The sequence below is a fragment of the Amaricoccus sp. genome, from assembly GCF_017993425.1.
In the GTDB taxonomy this organism is placed as follows: Bacteria; Pseudomonadota; Alphaproteobacteria; order Rhodobacterales; family Rhodobacteraceae; genus Amaricoccus.
Genome location: NZ_JAGOMQ010000014.1, coordinates 45,620 through 64,096, shown reverse-complemented (window position 1 = coordinate 64,096; position 18,477 = coordinate 45,620). Strand labels below are relative to the sequence as shown.

16 protein-coding genes are annotated in these 18,477 nt (G+C 73.0%); 14 read left to right on the top strand and 2 right to left on the bottom strand.

What is annotated here, in order from left to right:
* The first annotated feature begins 9 nt into the window (after window positions 1-9).
* Window positions 10-2,412 (top strand): ligase-associated DNA damage response DEXH box helicase, encoded by a 2,403-nt coding sequence (locus tag KBB57_RS08725; RefSeq protein WP_290748771.1) that lies wholly within the window; start codon window positions 10-12, stop codon window positions 2,410-2,412.
* A gap of 126 nt (window positions 2,413-2,538) precedes the next feature.
* Here KBB57_RS08725 and KBB57_RS08720 read toward each other — a convergent pair whose 3' ends face one another.
* Window positions 2,539-2,814 carry a hypothetical protein gene (locus KBB57_RS08720; RefSeq protein ID WP_290748769.1) on the bottom strand — a complete coding sequence of 92 codons (276 nt, stop codon included), beginning with the start codon at window positions 2,812-2,814 and terminating at the stop codon, window positions 2,539-2,541.
* Between the two features lie 155 nt (window positions 2,815-2,969).
* On the opposite strand from KBB57_RS08720, the gene KBB57_RS08715 reads away from it, so the two are divergent.
* Together KBB57_RS08715 and KBB57_RS08710 are read left to right on the top strand one after the other, a co-directional pair.
* Window positions 2,970-4,571 (top strand): GMC family oxidoreductase, encoded by a 1,602-nt coding sequence (locus KBB57_RS08715; protein ID WP_290748768.1) that lies wholly within the window; start codon window positions 2,970-2,972, stop codon window positions 4,569-4,571.
* Between the two features lie 41 nt (window positions 4,572-4,612).
* Complete coding sequence (locus tag KBB57_RS08710) at window positions 4,613-5,014, top strand: metallopeptidase family protein (RefSeq protein WP_290748765.1); 402 nt, start codon at window positions 4,613-4,615, stop codon at window positions 5,012-5,014.
* Window positions 5,015-5,532: 518 nt separating this feature from the next.
* On the opposite strand, the gene KBB57_RS08705 is transcribed toward KBB57_RS08710, so the two are convergent.
* Complete coding sequence (locus KBB57_RS08705; RefSeq protein WP_290748762.1) at window positions 5,533-6,858, bottom strand: dicarboxylate/amino acid:cation symporter; 1,326 nt, start codon at window positions 6,856-6,858, stop codon at window positions 5,533-5,535.
* 274 nt (window positions 6,859-7,132) lie between these two features.
* Between KBB57_RS08705 and KBB57_RS08700 the strand changes: the two genes are divergently transcribed.
* The 11 genes from KBB57_RS08700 to bamA all read left to right on the top strand — a co-directional run bounded on the left by KBB57_RS08700 (window position 7,133) and on the right by bamA (window position 18,474).
* On the top strand, window positions 7,133-7,828 hold the full coding sequence (locus tag KBB57_RS08700; RefSeq protein ID WP_290748760.1) for a hypothetical protein: 696 nt from the start codon (window positions 7,133-7,135) through the stop codon (window positions 7,826-7,828).
* Between the two features lie 12 nt (window positions 7,829-7,840).
* Window positions 7,841-8,548, top strand: coding sequence for an orotidine 5'-phosphate decarboxylase / HUMPS family protein (locus KBB57_RS08695; RefSeq protein ID WP_290748758.1), 708 nt, complete (start codon window positions 7,841-7,843; stop codon window positions 8,546-8,548).
* 193 nt (window positions 8,549-8,741) lie between these two features.
* On the top strand, window positions 8,742-9,518 hold the full coding sequence (gene rpsB / locus KBB57_RS08690) for a 30S ribosomal protein S2 (RefSeq protein ID WP_290748756.1): 777 nt from the start codon (window positions 8,742-8,744) through the stop codon (window positions 9,516-9,518).
* Between the two features lie 84 nt (window positions 9,519-9,602).
* Window positions 9,603-10,478 carry a translation elongation factor Ts gene (gene tsf / locus KBB57_RS08685; RefSeq protein ID WP_290748754.1) on the top strand — a complete coding sequence of 292 codons (876 nt, stop codon included), beginning with the start codon at window positions 9,603-9,605 and terminating at the stop codon, window positions 10,476-10,478.
* A 148-nt stretch (window positions 10,479-10,626) separates the two neighbouring features.
* Complete coding sequence (gene pyrH / locus KBB57_RS08680; RefSeq protein WP_290748842.1) at window positions 10,627-11,358, top strand: UMP kinase; 732 nt, start codon at window positions 10,627-10,629, stop codon at window positions 11,356-11,358.
* A 16-nt stretch (window positions 11,359-11,374) separates the two neighbouring features.
* Entirely contained in the window at window positions 11,375-11,935 is a 561-nt protein-coding gene (gene frr, locus KBB57_RS08675) for a ribosome recycling factor (RefSeq protein ID WP_290748752.1), read from the top strand.
* A 33-nt stretch (window positions 11,936-11,968) separates the two neighbouring features.
* Window positions 11,969-12,712 carry a polyprenyl diphosphate synthase gene (gene uppS / locus KBB57_RS08670; protein WP_290748750.1) on the top strand — a complete coding sequence of 248 codons (744 nt, stop codon included), beginning with the start codon at window positions 11,969-11,971 and terminating at the stop codon, window positions 12,710-12,712.
* Window positions 12,709-13,524, top strand: a complete 816-nt coding sequence (locus KBB57_RS08665; protein ID WP_290748747.1) for a phosphatidate cytidylyltransferase — start codon at window positions 12,709-12,711, stop codon at window positions 13,522-13,524. The genes uppS and KBB57_RS08665 overlap by 4 nt, the downstream gene beginning before the upstream one ends.
* On the top strand, window positions 13,521-14,732 hold the full coding sequence (gene dxr / locus KBB57_RS08660; protein ID WP_290748744.1) for a 1-deoxy-D-xylulose-5-phosphate reductoisomerase: 1,212 nt from the start codon (window positions 13,521-13,523) through the stop codon (window positions 14,730-14,732). Before KBB57_RS08665 ends, dxr begins: the two co-directional genes overlap by 4 nt.
* Complete coding sequence (rseP, locus tag KBB57_RS08655; RefSeq protein WP_290748742.1) at window positions 14,723-16,066, top strand: RIP metalloprotease RseP; 1,344 nt, start codon at window positions 14,723-14,725, stop codon at window positions 16,064-16,066. The genes dxr and rseP overlap by 10 nt, the downstream gene beginning before the upstream one ends.
* 47 nt (window positions 16,067-16,113) lie before the next feature.
* Complete coding sequence (gene bamA, locus KBB57_RS08650) at window positions 16,114-18,474, top strand: outer membrane protein assembly factor BamA (RefSeq protein WP_290748739.1); 2,361 nt, start codon at window positions 16,114-16,116, stop codon at window positions 18,472-18,474.
* Window positions 18,475-18,477 lie beyond the last annotated feature (3 nt).

Sequence of the window (18,477 nt, the reverse complement as noted above, 5' to 3'; positions counted from 1 at the left end):
CGCCTTCCCATGCCCCTTGACGCCCCCCGCCTGCCCGAGCCCTTCGCCGGCTGGTTCGCAGGCCGCGGCTGGACCCCGCACCCGCACCAGCTCGCGCTCCTCGCCCGCGCCGCCGACCCGGCGACGCTGCTGATCGCCCCGACCGGCGGCGGCAAGACGCTCGCCGGGTTCCTGCCCTCGCTGGTCGAGCTGGGTGCCGCGCCGCCTCCGGGCCTGCACACCCTCTACGTCTCGCCGCTCAAGGCGCTCGCCGCCGACATCCGCCGCAACCTGGCGCGGCCCGTCGCCGGGATGGGGCTCGACATCCGCATCGAGGACCGCACCGGCGACACCGGCGGCGCGGCGCGGGCGCGGCAGCGGGTCGACCCGCCGCACATCCTGCTCACCACCCCGGAATCGCTGACGCTGATGCTCTCCTACCCGGAGGCGCCGGCGATCTTCGGCGGGCTCGAGCGGGTGATCCTCGACGAGATCCATGCGCTCGCCGAGAGCAAGCGCGGCGACCAGCTGGCGCTCTGCCTCGCCCGGCTGCAGCGGCTCGCGCCGGGGATGCGGCGCGTCGGCCTCTCGGCGACGGTCGACGACCCGCCGGCGCTCGCCCGCTTCCTCGGCGGCGGCGCGCGGGTGCTGGCGGCCGATCCCGGCCCGGATCCCGACATCGCCATCCTCGAGACCGAGGCGCCGCCGCCCTGGGCCGGCCAGGGCGGCCGCTACGCCGCGCCGGCGGTGATGGAGCTGATCCGGGCGAACCGGGTGACGCTCGTCTTCATCAACACCCGCGCGCAGGCCGAGCTGTTCTTCCAGGCGCTCTGGGCCGAGAACGCCGAGGCGCTGCCGATCGGCCTCCACCACGGCTCGCTGTCGCGCGAGGCGCGGCTGCGGGTCGAGGCGGCGATGGCCGAGGGGCGGCTGCGGGCCGTGGTCGCCACCGGCTCGCTCGACCTCGGCATCGACTGGGGCGACGTCGACCTCGTGGTGCAGGTCGGCGCGCCGAAGAACGTCAAGCGGCTGGTCCAGCGCATCGGCCGGGCGAACCACCGCTACAACGCGCCGTCGCGGGCGATCCTCGTCCCCGCGAACCGCTTCGAGGCGCTGGAATGCCGCGCCGCCCTCGACGCCGTCGCCGCCCGCGACCTCGACGGCGAGCCGCGCGGCGACGGCCCGCTCGACGTCCTTTGCCAGCACCTGCTCCTCGTCGCCTGCGCCGGCCCGTTCGAGGCCGACGCGCTCTTCGCCGAGGTGCGGACCGCCGGACCCTACGCCGGCCTCTCCCGCGCCGATTTCGACGCCTGCCTCGAGTTCTGCGCGACCGGCGGCTACGCCTTGCAGGCCTACGACCGCTGGCGCCGGCTCGTGCTCCGCGACGGGCTCTGGTCGCTGCGCGACCCCCGCCGGGCGCGGACGATCCGCATGAACGTCGGCACCATCGCCGAGGTCGAGACCGTGCCGGTGCGCCTGCGCGGCGGCGCGGCGCTCGGCGAGGTCGACGAGGACTTCGCGGCGACGCTGACCGCCGGCGACACCTTCCTGATCGGCGGCGAGACCGTCCGCTTCGACCGGCTCCGCGACACCACGCTGGAGGTGACGCGGCAGGCCTCGCGCGAGCCGAAGATCGCCGTCTATTTCGGGACCAAGCTCGCCACCTCGACCCAGCTCTCGCGCCGGGTGGTCGGGATGATCGCCGACCCGGCGCGCTGGTCGCGCCTGCCCGGCTGGATGCGCGACTGGCTCGACCTGCAGGCGCATGTGAGCGCCTTGCCCCGCCCGGACCGGCTGCTCCTGGAGACCTTCCCGCGCGGCGGGCGGGCGCATCTGGCGCTCTACGGCTTCGCGGGGCGGAACGCGCTGCAGACGCTCGGCCTGCTGGTGACGCGGCGGATGGAGGAGGCGGGGCTCGACCCGCTCGGCTTCGTGGCGACCGACTATGCGCTGCTGGTCTGGAGCCTCGCCGAGCCGCCCGATCCGGCGGCGCTGCTCGACCCGCGCGACCTGCGCGCCGGGCTCGACACCTGGCTCGCCGGCAACGCGGTGATGAAGCGGACCTTCCGCACCTCGGCCCGCATCGCCGGGCTCGTCGACCGCAACCTGCCGGGCCTGCGCAAGACCGGCCGGCAGACGACGGTCTCGTCGGACATCCTCTACGACACGCTGCGCCGGCACGACCCCGGCCACCTGATGCTGCGGGTGACCCGGATCGAGGCCGGGCGCGGGCTGGTCGATTTCGGGCGGATCGAGGAGATGCTGGCGCGGGTCGCCGGCCGCATCGACGTGGTGCGGGCGCCGCACGTGACGCCCTTCGCGGCGCCCCTGCTCCTCGAGGTCGGCCGGGTGCCGATCGCCGGCCAGGCCGAGAAGCGCCTCGCCGCCGAGGCCGCCGCCGCGCTCCTCGCCGAGGCCGGGCTGCCGCCCTGAGGCGCCGCGGCGGCGGCGGAGCGGGTGGCGGGCGTCGCGAGTCCCGGGTCGGGGCCGTCGCTTGCGGCCGAGATGCCGTTGGCCGCGGGAAGCGGCGCGCGTCCGGGGCCGGGAGCGTCGCGCCGCTCAGATGGCGCGGTCGATGAGCTGGCCCGGCAGGAAGCCGTCGCCGGCGGTGAAGGCGGAGAGGGCGGCGCGGGCGGCGCCGGCGTCGTGGAGGCGCACGCCGTCGCCGGCCGGGGCCTGCAGCCCGGAGGCGATCCGGCGCGGGGCGGGCCGGGGCGCCGGGCGGGACGCCGCCCGGGCCGGCTCGACCAGCACCGCGACGAGGCCGGGCGCCCGGGCGACGACCGGGGAGCGGCCGTAGCCGGCGGCGATCTCGGGGCGGGTCGGCTGGATCATGGTCGGCTCCGCGGCATGCGTCTAAAGTTTTCACGATCATGCCGCGAAGCGGCCGCCGGCGCATCCGCGTCGTGAACGAAAGGTTAAGCCCGCGCCGGCTTGCGCCCCGCCCCGCCGCGGTGGAACCTTGCGGCGGGCAGGCGCGGGGGCGACGGGTGGACGAGGCCGATTACGTGGTGGTGGGAGCCGGGTCGGCCGGCTGCGTCCTCGCCGACCGGCTCAGCGCGGACGGGCGGGCGCGGGTTCTGCTGGTGGAGGCGGGGGGCGACGACCGGCGGTTCTGGATCCGCACGCCGATCGGCTATGGCCGGACGTTCCTCGATCCGGAGGTCAACTGGCGCTTCCATGCGGAGCCCGACCCGGGGCTCGGCGGGCGGGCTCCTTACGTGCCCCGCGGCAAGGTGCTCGGCGGGTCGAGCTCGATCAACGCGCTGGTCTGGCACCACGGGCTGCCGGCCGACTACGACGACTGGCGCGACGCGGGGGCGGCGGGCTGGGGCTGGGAGGAGGTCGGGCCGGTCTTCGGGCGCATTGCGCGGCGGGTCGCGGCGGACGGGGCGGCGAGCGGCGACGGGCCGCTCTCGGTGGCGACGCCGGAGGCGGAGTATCACCCGATCCGGCGGCATTTCTATGCGGCGGCCCGGGAGATCGGGCTGCCGGTCACGGCGGACATGAACGGGCCGGCGCCGGAGGGGGTCGGGCCCTATGCGCTCACCGTGCGGGACGGGCGGCGCTGCTCGGCGGCGGACGCCTTCCTGCGGCCGGCGCTGCGGCGGGCGAACCTCGCGGTGCTGACCGGGGCGGTCGCGGTGCGGGTGGCGTTCGAGGGCCGGCGGGCGGCCGGGGTGGAGGTGCGGCTGGGCGGCGGGACGCGGCTGCTGCGGGCGCGGCGCGAGGTGATCCTGGCGGCGGGAGCGGTCGGGTCGCCGGCGATCCTGCAGCGCTCGGGCGTCGGGCCGGGGGCGTTGTTGCAGGGGCTCGGGATCCCGGTCGTGCTCGCGACGGACGCCGTGGGGGGCGGGCTCCAGGACCATGTGGGGGTGAATTACGCCTATCGGGCGACGGAGCCGACGCTGAACGGGACGCTCGGGACGTGGCGCGGGCGGCTCGGGGCGGGGGCGGCCTGGCTGCTGGCGCGGCGGGGGCCGCTCGGGCTCAGCGTCAACCAGATGGGCGGGCTGGTGCGGAGCGGGCCGGGGGCGGCGCGGCCGGACGTGCAGCTCTATTTCAACCCGCTGAGCTACTCGGCCGAGTTCGCGGGCGCGCGGCCGATCACCCGGCCGGATCCGTGGCCGGGGTTCATCCTCAGCTTCAATCCCTGCCGGCCGACCAGCGAGGGCCGGGTGGAGATCGCGAGCCCGGACCCGGAGGCGGCGCCGCGGATCGTGACGGGCTACGTCGCGACGGAGGCGGACCGGGCGGCCGTCATCGCGGGGGCGCGGCTGGTGGGGCGGTTGCAGGAGACGGCGGCGATGCGGGGGCTGATCGCGGCGGCGCCGGCGTTCGATCCGGCGCGGGCGGAGGATGCGGCCGTCCTCGCCGATTTCCGGGCGCGGGCGGGGTCGGTCTATCACCTGTGCGGGACCTGCCGGATGGGGGCGGGCGGGGCGCTCGATCCGGCGCTGCGGCTGCGCGGGACGGAGGGGCTGCGGGTCGTCGACGCCTCGGCGTTCCCGAACGTGACCTCGGCCAACACGAACGCCCCGACGATCATGCTGGCCGCCCGGGCGGCGGCGTTGATCGTGGCGGGGGGCTGACCCGGTTGCGCCGGGCGGGCGGGCGGCATACCTCGGGGTCCATGCCGGACCATCGCCGCGCCCCGTCGCTCGCCGAGATCGAGCGCCTCGCCGACGCCGCCTTCGCGCGGCTGCCGGCGGAGGTCCGCGCCGCCTGCGCGGGGCTGGCCATCCGGGTCGAGGACTTCGCCGACGCGGAGATGCTGGCCGATCTCGGGGTGGAGGATCCGTTCGAGCTGACCGGGCTCTACGACGGGGTGGCGCTGCCGCAGCGCTCGGTGATGGGGCAGCCGACGCGGCCCGACGCGGTCTGGCTGTTCCGCCGGCCGATCCTCGACGAATGGATCGAGCGGGGGGACGTCGCGCTCGACCGGCTGGTCGCGCATGTGCTCGTCCACGAGATCGCCCACCACCTCGGCTGGTCCGACGACGACATCCGCCATGTCGACGACTGGACCGCCTGAGCGGCGGAATCGGCCCAGGTGTTCACGCGTGAAAATTCCCTAAGTGCTTGATTTCACGTGAGCGCCAATGAAGTGTTGGCGGGGCGCCAGACTGCACGACAGTGGAGAGAAACCCCGGTCGGGAGAGTGCGGGACGGTGACGCCAGACGGATTTGACCCGTGGCAAATCCGTCCGCGATCGCCCCGCGGGGGGCGAGCGCGATTCCGCGCTCGCCGGGGCGCTCACGGACGGATTGCGCGCTACGGGGAAATCTGGACCCCCTACGGCTTACGCGCCAACGCGCTCCAGCCGTCGGCGCGGCGAAAGCAATGCTTTCGCTTGTCGCGCCGCAGCCTCGCGGGCAGAGCCCGCTTCGGTCGGGGGGAGCGACGCGGCCTCGGGCGGCGACCGGCTCCTGTCGTGCAGTGTGGCGGGGCGCGACGCTGCAATACTTGCGCGCGAGCAAACATGCCCGGGCGGAACGCGGAGCCGCCGGCCCTTTCGGGCCGGCGGCGTGTCCCGTGGCGGGGGGCGTCGGTCAGGCCGCGACCGGCATCCCCTCCTCGTCGGTCTCGACCTCGCCGTCGAGGACCGCGGTGAGCCGGGCCTGGTCGAGCTCGCCCTCCCAGCGCGCCACCACCAGCGTGGCGACCGCGTTGCCGACGAAGTTGGTCAGCGCCCGGACCTCGGACATGAAGCGGTCGACGCCGAGGATCAGCGCCATGCCGGCGACCGGGACCGAGGGCACCACCGAGAGGGTGGCGGCGAGCGTGATGAAGCCCGCGCCGGTGATGCCGGCCGCGCCCTTGGAGGAGAGCATGGCGACGAGGAGCAGGATGATCTGCTCGCCGATCGAGAGGTCGATGCCGCAGGCCTGGGCGATGAAGAGCGCCGCCAGCGTCATGTAGATGTTGGTGCCGTCGAGGTTGAAGCTGTAGCCGGTCGGGACGACCAGGCCGACCACCGAGCGCTTCGCGCCGGCCCGCTCCATCTTCTCCATCAGCGAGGGAAGGGCCGCTTCCGACGAGGAGGTGCCGAGGACGAGGAGGAGCTCCTCCTTGAGGTAGCGGATGAGCTTCAGGATCGAGAAGCCGTTGAGCCGCGCGACCGTGCCGAGGACGAGAAGGACGAAGATGAGCGCGGTCAGGTAGAAGGTGCCGACCAGCATCGCGAGGTTGATGACGGAGGCGATGCCGTACTTGCCGATGGTGAAGGCCATCGCGCCGAAGGCGCCGATCGGGGCGGCCTTCATCAGGATCTCGACCAGCTTGAACATCGGGCTGGTCAGCGCCTGGAGGAAGCCCAGCACCGGGGCGCCGCGCTCGCCGACCGCGGCGAGGCTGATGCCGAAGAGCACCGAGAAGAACAGCACCTGGAGGATGTCGCCCTTGGCGAAGGCGTCGACGACGGTCGAGGGGATGATGCCGGAGAGGAAGCCGACGATGGTGGTGTCATGGGCCTTGGCGGCGTAGTCGGCCACGGCGGCGCCGTCGAGGCTCGCGGGGTCGATGTTGAGGCCAGCGCCGGGCTGGACGATGTTGCCGACGAGGAGGCCGACGATCAGCGCCAGCGTCGAGAAGGTGATGAAGTAGGCGAAGGCCTTGCCGGCGACGCGGCCGACCTTCTTGAGGTCGGACATGCCGGCGATGCCGGTGGTGACGGTCAGGAAGATCACCGGCGCGATGATCATCTTGACGAGCTTGATGAAGGCGTCGCCGAGCGGCTTCAGGCTGGCGCCGAGGTCGGGCCAGAAATGGCCGACGGTGATGCCGAGCGCGATGGCGGCCAGCACCTGGAAATAGAGCTGGCGATACCAGGGCTTCCCGCCGCCATGGGTCGCGTGCGAGGTGGTCGCGACATGCATCGATGCTTTCTCCTTCTGTCGGGACCGCCCGGGTCCGCTGTTCTCCCTAGCGCCGGCGCTCCGGTCGCATCCGGGTCTACGCAAGTTCGGCGCCAACTTTCGCGGCGGGCTGGAAGCCTGACGCATGGCGGCTTTTCGCCCGGCGCAACCCGGGCGGCGTGCGGAAATCCGCACGGTGCGGGCGGGGACCTGCGGATTTCCGCACCGGGGGGCTCGACCCGGGGCGGGCCCGGGCGCATCAATCGGGGGTGCGTGGAGCGACGGGAGGACGGGCGTGGGCGAGGCTTCGGGGCCGGCGATCGAGGTGCGCATCGGGGGGGTGGCGCTCGACGCGGCGCTGCGGCTGGCGGAGCGGGCGGCCGGGCTGGGGGCGGACCGCATCGGCGTGGGGACGCCGCTGATCTATGCCCGGGGAATGGGCGTGATCGCGGAGGTCTGCGCGCGGGCGGGGGGCGCGCCGGTGCTGGCGAACCTGACGGTGCATGACGGGTGCTTCCGGTTCCTTGCGCAGTCGCGCCGCCACGGGGCCGAGTTCGGCACGGTGTCGGCGATCCACAACCAGGCCGGCTGCCGGCAGGGGGTGCGCTGCCGGCTGGCCACGGGGATACGGGTGCTGGCGGACATGACCTGCATGGCGACGGCGGACCTGCCGGGACGTGCGCGCGAGCTGGAGGCGATCGGGATGGACGGGGTGGTCGTGGCGTTGGGGCACGATCCGGCGCGCTACGATCCCGGGCGGCGCGAGTCGGACGGGGTGGCCGCCGTGGTCGCGGCGGTGGGGATCGCGGTGGGGTGCGTCGTGAGCACGCGCGCGGAGGCCCATGCCGCGGCGGGGCAGGGGGCGGACTGGCTGGTGCTGGACGGCGCGGCGTTCGAGGCGGCGGAGGGCGGGCTCGCGGCGGCGATGGCGGAGATCCGGGCGGGGGCCTGGCCGACGCGGCCGCGGCCGCAGCCGGCGGCGGGGTATTGAGGGATGCGGGAGATGGAGAGGCCGCCGCTGCCGCCGCGCCCCTGGGCGCAGGCGGCGATCGACATGTTCGACCTGGAGAGCGCCGTGCCGATCGCCCGGATGGCGATGGCCTGCGGCGTCGACTGGCTGGAGGTCGGCACGCCGCTGATCTACGGCGAGGGCTTCCGGGCGATCGGCGCGCTGAAGGAGATCGCCGGGGCGCGGGCGCTGGTGGTCGACTACAAGGCGCGCGACAATTGCGGCCTCTTGTTTCGCGAGGCGCGGCGGCACGGGGCGGACTACGCGACCGTGTCGGCCGCCGGCAACGACTTCGGGGTGATCGAGGCGCTGCGGGCCCGCGCCGCCTGCGGGATCGGGGTGCTCGCCGACATCTGCGGGCTCGAGCTGCCGGAGATCCCGGCGCGCGCCCGCGAGCTCGCCGCCATGGGGGTGGACGGGGTCTGCATCCATTTCGGCAACGACCAGGCCGCCTATGACCGGGCGCGCCGGCAGTTCGACGGGATGCGGGAGGCGAAGGCGGCCGCGCCCGCGACGCCGGTCAGCTGCTCCGCCGACCTCCTGCCGGACGCGATCGGGGCCTGCAAGCAGGGCGCGGACTGGGTGTTCTTCGGCGCGGGCCTCTTGAGCGGCGCCGGCCCCGAGAAGCACGGGCCGCTGCGCGACTACGTCGAGACGGTCCACGCCTTCCGCGCCCCCGCGGCCGCCGGGGCGGGCGGCTGAGGGCGCGCGCGGCCCCCGGAAGCGGCGCGCGGCGGGCGGTTCGGCTTGCATTCGGGGCGGGGAAGGTATAGAGGGCCCGCCACCACAATCCACAGGCGGGGCTCGGGCGCCCCGGGGGAGACATCCCCGGGCGTCCACCGGTTGGCCGAAGGGCCTAATCCCCGCCGCGGCGAAACCGGAAAGGATACTGCCCGTGGCTCTTCCCGAGTTCACCCTGCGTCAGCTGCTCGAAGCCGGCGTCCACTTCGGCCACCAGACCCACCGCTGGAACCCGCGCATGGGGCCGTTCATCTACGGCGCGCGCAACGGCATCCACGTGATCGACCTGACGCAGACCGTGCCGCTGCTCGACCAGGCGCTGCTCGCGGTGCGCAACACCGTGGCCAAGGGCGGCCGCATCCTGTTCGTCGGCACCAAGCGGCAGGCGCAGAAGGCCGTCGCCGAGGCGGCGGAGCGCAGCGCGCAGTACTACATGAACCACCGCTGGCTCGGCGGCACGCTGACCAACTGGAAGACGGTGTCGAACTCGATCGCCCGGCTGAAGTCGATCGACGAGAAGCTCGCCGCCGGCGCCGAGGGCCTGACCAAGAAGGAGCGGCTCGGGCTCGAGCGCGAGCAGTCGAAGCTCCAGCAGTCGCTCGGCGGCATCCGCGAGATGGGCGGCGTGCCGGACCTCCTCTTCGTGATCGACACGAACAAGGAGGATCTGGCGGTGCTGGAGGCCAAGAAGCTCGGCATCCCGGTGATCGCGGTGCTCGACACCAACTCGTCGCCCGACGGGATCAGCTTCCCGATCCCCGGCAACGACGACGCGGCCCGCGCCATCGCGCTCTACTGCGACCTGATCGCCCGCGCGGCGCTCGACGGCATGGCCGCCCAGATGGGCGCGGCCGGCGTCGACATCGGCGGGCTGGAGGAAGGCCCGGTCGAGGATGCGCTGATCGAGGAATCGGTCGAGTCCGGGGCCTGAGGCCCGACGGCCGTCACGTTTGCGCCGCAGGCCCGGAATAGGGTCTGCGGCGCCGATTCCATAGAAAGAACAAGGAGAGCGGGCATGTCGATCACCGCGACGATGGTGAAGGAGCTGCGCGACGTTTCCGGCGCCGGCATGATGGACGCCAAGAAGGCGCTGACCGAGACCGGCGGCGACATGGAGGCGGCCATCGACTGGCTGCGCACCAAGGGCCTCGCCAAGGCGGCGAAGAAGTCGGGCCGGACCGCGGCCGAGGGCCTCGTCGGCGTCGCCGTCGACGGCGGCGTCGGCGTGGCGGTCGAGGTGAACTCCGAGACCGACTTCGTGGCGCGCAACTCGGACTTCCAGGAGATCGTCCGCGCCATCGCCCAGGTGGCGACCGGCTGCGCCGACCTCGAGGCGCTGAAGGGCGCGAAGCTCGGCGACAAGACCGTCGAGGAGGCGGTGACCGAGAAGATCGTCACCATCGGCGAGAACCTGCACCTGCGCCGCATGGCGGTGGTGGAGGGCGACAGCGTCGCCTCCTACGTCCACAACGCCGTCGCCGACAACCTCGGCAAGATCGGCGTGCTGGTGGCGCTGAAGGGCGCGGACAACGGCATCGGCAAGCAGATCGCCATGCACATCGCCGCGACCTCGCCGGCCTCGCTGTCCGAGGGCGACCTCGACCCGGCGCTGGTCGAGCGCGAGCGCAACGTGCTGACCGAGCAGGCCCGCGAGAGCGGCAAGCCCGAGGCGGTGATCGAGAAGATGATCGTCGGCCGGATGCAGAAATTCTACGAGGAGGTCACGCTCCTCAACCAGAAGTTCGTCATCAATCCCGACGTCACCGTCGGCCAGGCCGCGAAGGAGGCCGGCGTCGAGGTGGTCGCCTTCGCCCGGCTCGCGGTCGGCGAGGGCGTCGAGAAGGAGGTCGAGGACTTCGCGGCCGAGGTCGCGAAGACCGCCGGCCGCTGACGCCTCCCGCGGGCGGCCCTGCAACCCCCGGTTGCTCGGCCGCCCGCGCCTTCCCCCCGGATTCGGCGTTGAAACTCCCGGGCGCTTGCGCCATTTTGCGCGCGATCGCAGCAGGACGAGGCAGGACATGACGGACGGCGTGGCGAGCATGACGGCCCCGCGCGCGCTGCCAGCCTACCGCAGGATCCTCCTCAAGATCTCCGGCGAGGCCCTGATGGGGCCGCAGCAGTTCGGCCTGCATCCCCCGACGGTCGAGCGCATCGCGACCGAGGTGCGCGGCCTGCACGGGCTCGGGGTCGAGGTCTGCATGGTGATCGGCGGCGGCAACATCTTCCGCGGGTTGCAGGGCAGCGCGCAGGGGATGGAGCGCACGACCGCGGACTACATGGGGATGCTCGCGACGGTGATGAACGCGCTCGCCATGCAGTCGGCGCTGGAGGCGCAGGGCGTCTACACCCGCGTCGTCTCGGCGATCCCGATGGACCAGGTCTGCGAGCCCTACATCCGCCGCCGCGCCGTGCGGCACCTGGAGAAGGGCAGGGTGGTGATCTTCGCCGCCGGCACCGGCAACCCCTATTTCACCACCGACACCGCCGCGACGCTGCGCGCCTCCGAGATGGCCTGCGAGGCGATCTTCAAGGGCACCCAGGTCGACGGCGTCTACGACAGCGATCCGAAGAAGAACCCGGACGCCCGACGCTTCGACCGGGTGAGCTACGACACCGTCCTGCAGAAGCACCTGAAGGTGATGGACGCCTCGGCGATCGCGCTGGCGCGCGACAACCGGCTGCCGATCATCGTCTTCTCGCTCGACGAGCCGAACGGCCTCGCGGGGGTGGTCGAGGGACGGGGACGGTTCACCGTCGTCGAGCCCGGCTGAGCGGGGAGGAAAGCCGATGAGCGACGCCGACATCGATCTCGACGGGATCGAGAAACGCATGGAAGGGGCGCTGGGGGCGCTGCGCACCGAGTTCGCCTCGCTGCGCACCGGCCGGGCCTCGGCCTCGATGCTCGACCCGGTGACGGTCGAGGCCTACGGCTCGCCGACGCCGGTTAACCAGCTCGGCACGATCACCGTCCCCGAGCCCCGCATGGTGCTGATAAACGTCTGGGACAAGAGCCTCGTGAACGCCGTCGACAAGGCGATCCGCAACTCCGGCCTCGGGATCAACCCGCAGATGGACGGCACGATCCTGCGCCTGCCGATCCCGGAGCTCAACGAGGAGCGCCGCCGCGAGCTGACCAAGGTCGCCGGCCAGTACGCCGAGCATGCCCGCGTCGCGGTGCGGAACGTCCGCCGCGACGGGATGGACCAGCTCAAGAAGGCCAAGGCGGCCGGCATGGCCGAGGACGACCAAAAGATGTGGCACGACGAGATTCAGGAGCTGACCGACGCGGCGATCAGGAAGGTCGATGCGGCGCTGTCGGCCAAGCAAGACGAGATCATGCAGATCTGAGCGGACGGGCGCCCCCCGAGGTTGGAGTTCGAGATGTACGAGTTGAAGGCCTCGCCCGAGCCGGCGGGGGAGGGTCCGCGCCCGGCCCATGTGGCGATCATCATGGACGGCAACGGCCGCTGGGCCGAGAGCCGCGGCCTGCCGCGGCTGGCCGGCCACAAGCGCGGCGCCGACCGGGTGCGCGAGATCGTCGAGAGCTGTCCCGAGCTCGGGATCACCCACCTGACGCTGTTCGCCTTCTCGACGGAGAACTGGAAGCGCCCGGCCGCCGAGGTGCAGGGGCTGTTCCGGCTGTTCCGGCGCTACATCAAGAAGGAGGGCGCGCGGCTGGTCGCCGAGGGGGCCAAGGTGCGCTTCATCGGCGGGCGCGAGCGGCTGGAGGCGGATCTGCAGGCGCTGATGGGGGGCCTCGAGGCGCAGACGGTGGGGAACGACCGGCTGCACCTGACGGTGGCGATCAACTACGGCGGCCGGGACGAGATCCTGCGCGCCACGAGGCGCATCGCCGAGGCGGTGCGCGCCGGGCGGATGGCGGCCGAGGACGTGACGCCGGAGACGATCGAGGCGCATCTCGACACCGCGGGGCTGCCCGATCCGGACCTGATCCTGCGCACCTCGGGCGAGTTCCGGGTCTCGGGGTTCCTGCCGTGGCAGTCGGCCTATTCGGAGTTCGCCTTCGTCGACGCGCGTTGGCCCGACTTCACCGCCGAGATGTTCGCCGCGCAGGTCCGCGGCTTCGGCCGGCGCGAGCGCCGGTTCGGCGCCGTGGCCGGATGAGCGAGGCCCCGAGGGCGGCGCGTTTCGGCGACCTCGGGGTGCGCGTCGCCTCGGGCGTCGCGCTGGCGGCGGCGGGACTGGCGGCGATCTGGCTGGGGGGCCTGTGGCTCACCGGGCCGGTGGCGCTCGCCGCGGCGCTGATGCTGTGGGAGCTCCATCGCGTCGTCACCGGCGACGGCGGCATCGACGCCGCGCCGATGTTCGTCGCCGCGGTCGCCGCCGCGGGCGCGGTCGTCGCGACCGACCTTCGCGGCCTCGCCGAGGGGGCGGCGGTCGTCGCCATCGGGCTTTTCGTGGTCGCGCTGATGGCGCCGAAGGGCGTGCGCGGGTGGCTCGCCGCGGGGCTGATCTATGTCGCGCTCGCCATGTGCTTCGCCGTCGTGCTGCGCGGGACGCCGGGGATCGGGCGGGCCTTGGCGATCTGGCTGGCGCTGGTGGTGGTCGCGGCGGACGTGGGGGCCTATTTCGTCGGCCGCGCCGTGGGCGGGCCGAAGCTCTGGCCGGCGGTCAGTCCGGGCAAGACCTGGTCGGGGGCGGTCGGCGGGCTCGCGGCGGCGGTGCTGGTCGGGGTCGCCGTGGCGATGGCGCATGGCTGGGCGCCGGCGCGGCTCGGCCTCGTCAGCGCGGCGACGGCGGTGGCGAGCCAGGCGGGCGACCTGCTGGAGAGCGCGCTGAAGCGGCGCTTCGGCGTCAAGGATTCGAGCCGGCTGATCCCCGGGCATGGCGGGGTGATGGACCGGCTCGACGCGATCATGGGCGCGCTCTGGTTCGTGGCGCTGTGGCGGCTGTTCGGCGGGGCGGTCGGGCCATGACGTCGCCGGCGACGCGGCGGCGGGTCTCCGTCCTCGGGGCCACCGGCTCGATCGGCCGCAACACCGTCGCGCTCCTCGAGGCGCAGGGCGGGGCGGAGGCCTACGACGTGGTCGCCGTCACCGGCGCCTCGGACGTCGCGGGCCTCGCCGGGATCGCCCGCCGGCTGCGCGCCCGGCTCGCCGTCACCGCCGAGCCCGCGCGCTACGCCGAGCTGAAGGCCGCGCTCGCCGGCTCCGGCGTCGCCGCGGCCGCGGGTCCCGAGGCGCTGGCCGCCGCCGCCGCCGAGCCCGCCGACTGGACCATGTCGGCGATCGTCGGCGCCGCCGGGCTCGCGCCCGGCCTTGCCGCCGCGCGGCGGGGGGGCGTGCTGGCGCTCGCCAACAAGGAGAGCCTCGTCTGCGCCGGCGACCTCCTGAAGCGCGCCTGCGCCGCGGGGGGCGCGACGCTGATCCCGGTCGACAGCGAGCACAGCGCCATCTTCCAGTGCCTGCGCGGCGAGCGCGCCTCCGAGCTCGAGCGCGTGGTGCTGACCGCCTCCGGCGGCCCGTTCCGCGACTGGCCGATCGAGCGCATGGCGCGGGCCACCCTCGCCGAGGCGATGGCGCACCCGAACTGGAGCATGGGCCAGCGCATCTCGATCGACAGCGCGACGATGTTCAATAAGGCGCTGGAAGTCATCGAGACGACGCATCTTTTCGCCGTCGGCCCGGACGAGGTGGAGGTCGTCGTCCATCCGCAGTCGGTCGTGCATTCCATGGTCGGCTTCGCCGACGGCGCGGTGATGGCGCAGCTCGGCCCCTCCGACATGAAGGGCGCGATCGGCTTCGCGCTCAACTGGCCGGCGCGCGCGCCGCTGCCGGTCCGCCGGCTCGACCTCGCCGCCATCGGCCGGCTCGACTTCGCCCCGGCCGATCCGGTGCGCTTCCCCGCCCTGCGCCTCGCCCGCGAGGCGCTGGCGCTCGGCGGCCTCGCCGGCGCGGCGCTGAACGCGGCCAAGGAGGCGGCTCTCGACGGCTTTATCCAAGGTCGGATCGGCTTTCTTGACATGGCCGGGGTGGTCGAACATGTGATGGACCGGCTGGGGTCCGAGGCCGCCCGCGTGGGCGAAGGCTACGGGCTCGACGAGGTGACGGCGCTCGACGCCGCGGCGCGGCGCGAGGCTCGTGCGCTGATCGCAACCGGGGCGAGGATGGGCGCATGGAGCTGATCGCAGGCATTCCGTTCTTCGGCGGCTTCCTCGCCAGCGTCCTGCCCTTCGTCGTCGTCCTCGGCATCGTCGTCTTCGTCCACGAATACGGCCACTACATCGTGGCGCGCTGGTGCGGCATCCGCTCGGACGTGTTCTCGATCGGCTTCGGCCCGGTGCTCTGGGCGCGGCGCGACCGGCGCGGCACCGTCTGGCAGGTGGCGGCGCTGCCGCTCGGCGGCTACGTGCGCTTCCACGGCGACAGCGACGGGTCGAGCCGCGCCGATCCGGCGGCTTTGCGCGGCATGTCCGCGGCCGAGCGGGCGCAGACCTTCCACGGCGCGAGCGTCGGCCGGCGGATGCTGACCGTGCTCGCCGGACCCTTCGCCAACTTCGTCCTCTCCGTCGCCGTCTTCGCCGGCCTCGCGCTGACCCAGGGCGTGCCGACCGGGCGTCCGATCCTCGGCGAGATCGACCCGCTGCCGCATGTCGAGCAGCCGCTGCGCGCCGGCGACGTCGTCGTCGCGGTCAACGGCAAGCCCGTCTCGGAGATCCGCGACATCTACGTCATCGCCGACGAGATGCCGGCGCCCGGCCCGATGACCTTCACCATCGAGCGCGCCGGCGAGCGCCTGGACGTCGAGGCGCCCTACGCCATGCCGCCCCTCGTCACCGGGATCGAGCCGCTGTCGCCGGCGAGCCGTGCGGGGCTCCGGCCCGGAGACGTCGTGCTAAGCATCGACGGCAAGCCCTTGGCGGCGTTCGAGGAGCTGCGCCAGGCGGTGCTCGCCTCGGGCGGCGCGACGGTCGCGCTGGAGGTCTGGCGCGACGGCGCGACGATCCCGATGACCATCACGCCGACGGAGCGCGACGCCGACGACGGCCAGGGCGGCTTCGAGCGGCGGGTGATGATCGGCGTCGCCGGCGCCTCGCTCTACCTGCCGATGACCGAGACCCCGGCGCCCTGGACGGCGGCCTGGCTCGGCGTCGAGCGGGTGGGGGCCGTCATCTCGCAGTCGCTGAACGGCCTCGCCCACATCATCGCCGGCACGCTGGGCGCCGAGAACCTGCAGGGCCCGCTCGGCATCGCCCAGATCTCCGGCGAGACCGCGAGCCAGGGCCTCGTCAGCTTCATCGCGCTGATCGGAGTGATCTCGACGGCGATCGGGCTCCTCAACCTCTTCCCGATCCCGGTGCTCGACGGCGGCCACTTCGTGGCCTTCCTGATCGAGGCCGTCCGCGGCCGTCCGCCCAGCGAGCGGGCGATGCAGGTGGCCATGTCGATTGGTCTTGGCTTGATCCTGCTACTAATGGTATTCGCTACCTACAACGACATCATGCGAATGGTGAGTTGAAGAGCAGGGCGGTCGAACCGCCCGCCGGGGCAGAAGGGCGACAGGCGATGGGGCAGCACGGGGGCGTGCGACGTGTCGGCCATGCGGCGATCCGCGCGGCGGCGCTGCTGGCGCTGATGATCCTTCTGGTCCTGCCGCCGCCCGCGTCCGCGCAGGGCGTCGCAACCTTCAGCCGCGTCGACGTCGCCGGCAACCAGCGCATCGAGGCCGACACCATCCGGGTCTTCGCCGGCATCCAGCCCGGCCAGGCGGTCACCCCCGAGGACATGAACCTCGCGGTGCGCCGGCTCTTCGACACCGGCCTCTTCGAGGACGTCACCGTGATGCCGGAGGCGGGCCGCCTCGTCATCACCGTGGTCGAGAACCCGTCGATCAACCAGATCGCCTTCGAGGGCAACCGCTCGCTCGAGGACGAGAAGCTCGCCGAGGTGATCGAGCTGCGCTCGCGCCGGGCCTTCTCCGCCGCCGCCGCCGAGGCCGACGCCCAGCGCATCATCGACGCCTACCGCGCCGCCGGCCGCTACGGCGCCGAGGTGACGCCGGTGATCATCCGCCTGCCGGAGAACCGGGTGAACCTGGTCTTCCAGGTCGTCGAGGGCCGCCCGACCCGGGTGCAGCGGGTGAACTTCATCGGCAACGAGGTGTTCTCCGACAACCGCCTGCGCCGCGTGGTCAGCACCAGCCAGGCCAACATCCTCAGCTCGGTCTTCGGCTCCGGCCAGTACGACCAGGACAAGCTCGAGGTCGACCGCGAGCAGCTGCGCCAGTTCTACCTCGAGCGCGGCTTCATCGACTTCACCGTCCGCTCGGCCACCGCCGAGCTGCTGCCGGAGCGGAACGGCTTCTTCGTCACCTTCGTGGTCTCCGAGGGCCCGCGCTACGACTTCGGCGAGATGAGCGTCGCCTCCTCGGTGCCGGGGCTCGACCCGGCGGCCTTCGAGCCGCTGCTGGCGCCGCTGCTGGGTGGCGGGACCTACAACGCCAAGCTCGTCGACCGCGTCGTCGAGCGCATGGCCTTCCAGGCCGGGCAGGCGGGCTACGCCTTCCTCGACGTCCGCCCGCGGGTCACCCGCAACGAGGGCGACCGCACGGTCGACATCGCGTTCGAGCTGGTCGAGGGCCAGCGCGTCTTCATCGAGCGCATCGACATCACCGGCAACACCCGCACGCTCGACCGGGTGATCCGGCGGCAGTTCGACGTCGTCGAGGGCGACGCCTTCAACGCCCGCAAGATCCGCGACGCCGAGAACCGCATCAAGGCGCTGCAGTTCTTCAAGACCGTCACCGTCGGCGTCCACGAGGGCACCTCGCCCAGCCGCGCGCTCGTCTCGGTCGAGGTCGAGGAGCAGCCGACCGGCAGCCTCAACCTCGGCGGGTCGTTCTCGTCCTCGGAGGGCGTCGCGGCGCAGATCTCGATCACCGAGAGCAACTTCCTCGGGCGCGGCCAGACCGTGTCGGCGGCGGTCACCGCCAGCTCGCAGTTCACCAACGTCGACCTGACCTTCGTCGAGCCGGCGCTCTTCGACCGCGACCTCCTCGGCGGGTTCAACGTCTTCTACCGCGACCGCAACTACAACGAGACCGCCTACAAGACCCGCGACATCGGCTTCGTGCCGCGCGTCGGCTTCCCGCTCAGCGAGAACGGCCGGCTGCAGCTGCGCTACTTCATCCAGCAGAACGACATCTTCGACGTGAAGAACGACACGTCGCGGATCATCCAGGAGGAAGAGGGCAAGCAGATCGCCTCCGGCGTCGGGCTCACCTACACCTACGACCGGCGCAACTCGCCGATCGATCCGACCGCGGGCTTCATCCTGACCGTGAACCAGGAATTCGCCGGGCTCGGCGGCGACGCGACCTATTCCAAGACCAGCGGCACGGCGCGCGCCTATACGAGCTTCTTCGACGAGGACCTCGTGCTCTCGGCCACGCTCGAGGCGGGCGCGCTCTTCGCGCAGGACGGCTCGCGGGTGACCGAGCGGTTCATCACCGGCGGCGACAGCTTCCGCGGCTTCGCCCGGAACGGCGTCGGCCCGCGCGACGTCTGCGGCTTCAACCGGCACCCGGACTGCACCTCGCCGCAGGAGACCCGCGAGGTCGACGATCCGCTCGGCGGCAACTATCTCTCGGTGCTGCGGCTCGACGCCAGCTTCCCGCTCGGGCCGCTCTCGCAGTACGGCATCTACGGCGGCCTCTTCTCCGACGTCGGCTCGCTCTGGGGCCTCGACGAGGACGCGGGCTCCATGGGCCATGTCGACAGCGACTTCTACCTGCGCGCCACCGCCGGCGTCAGCGTCTTCGTCGAGACGCCGTTCGCGCCGCTCCGCTTCGACGTCTCGCAACCGCTGCGCGACAAGAGCTATGACGAGACCGAGAGCTTCCGGTTCACCGTCGCCACGCGCTTCTGAGGC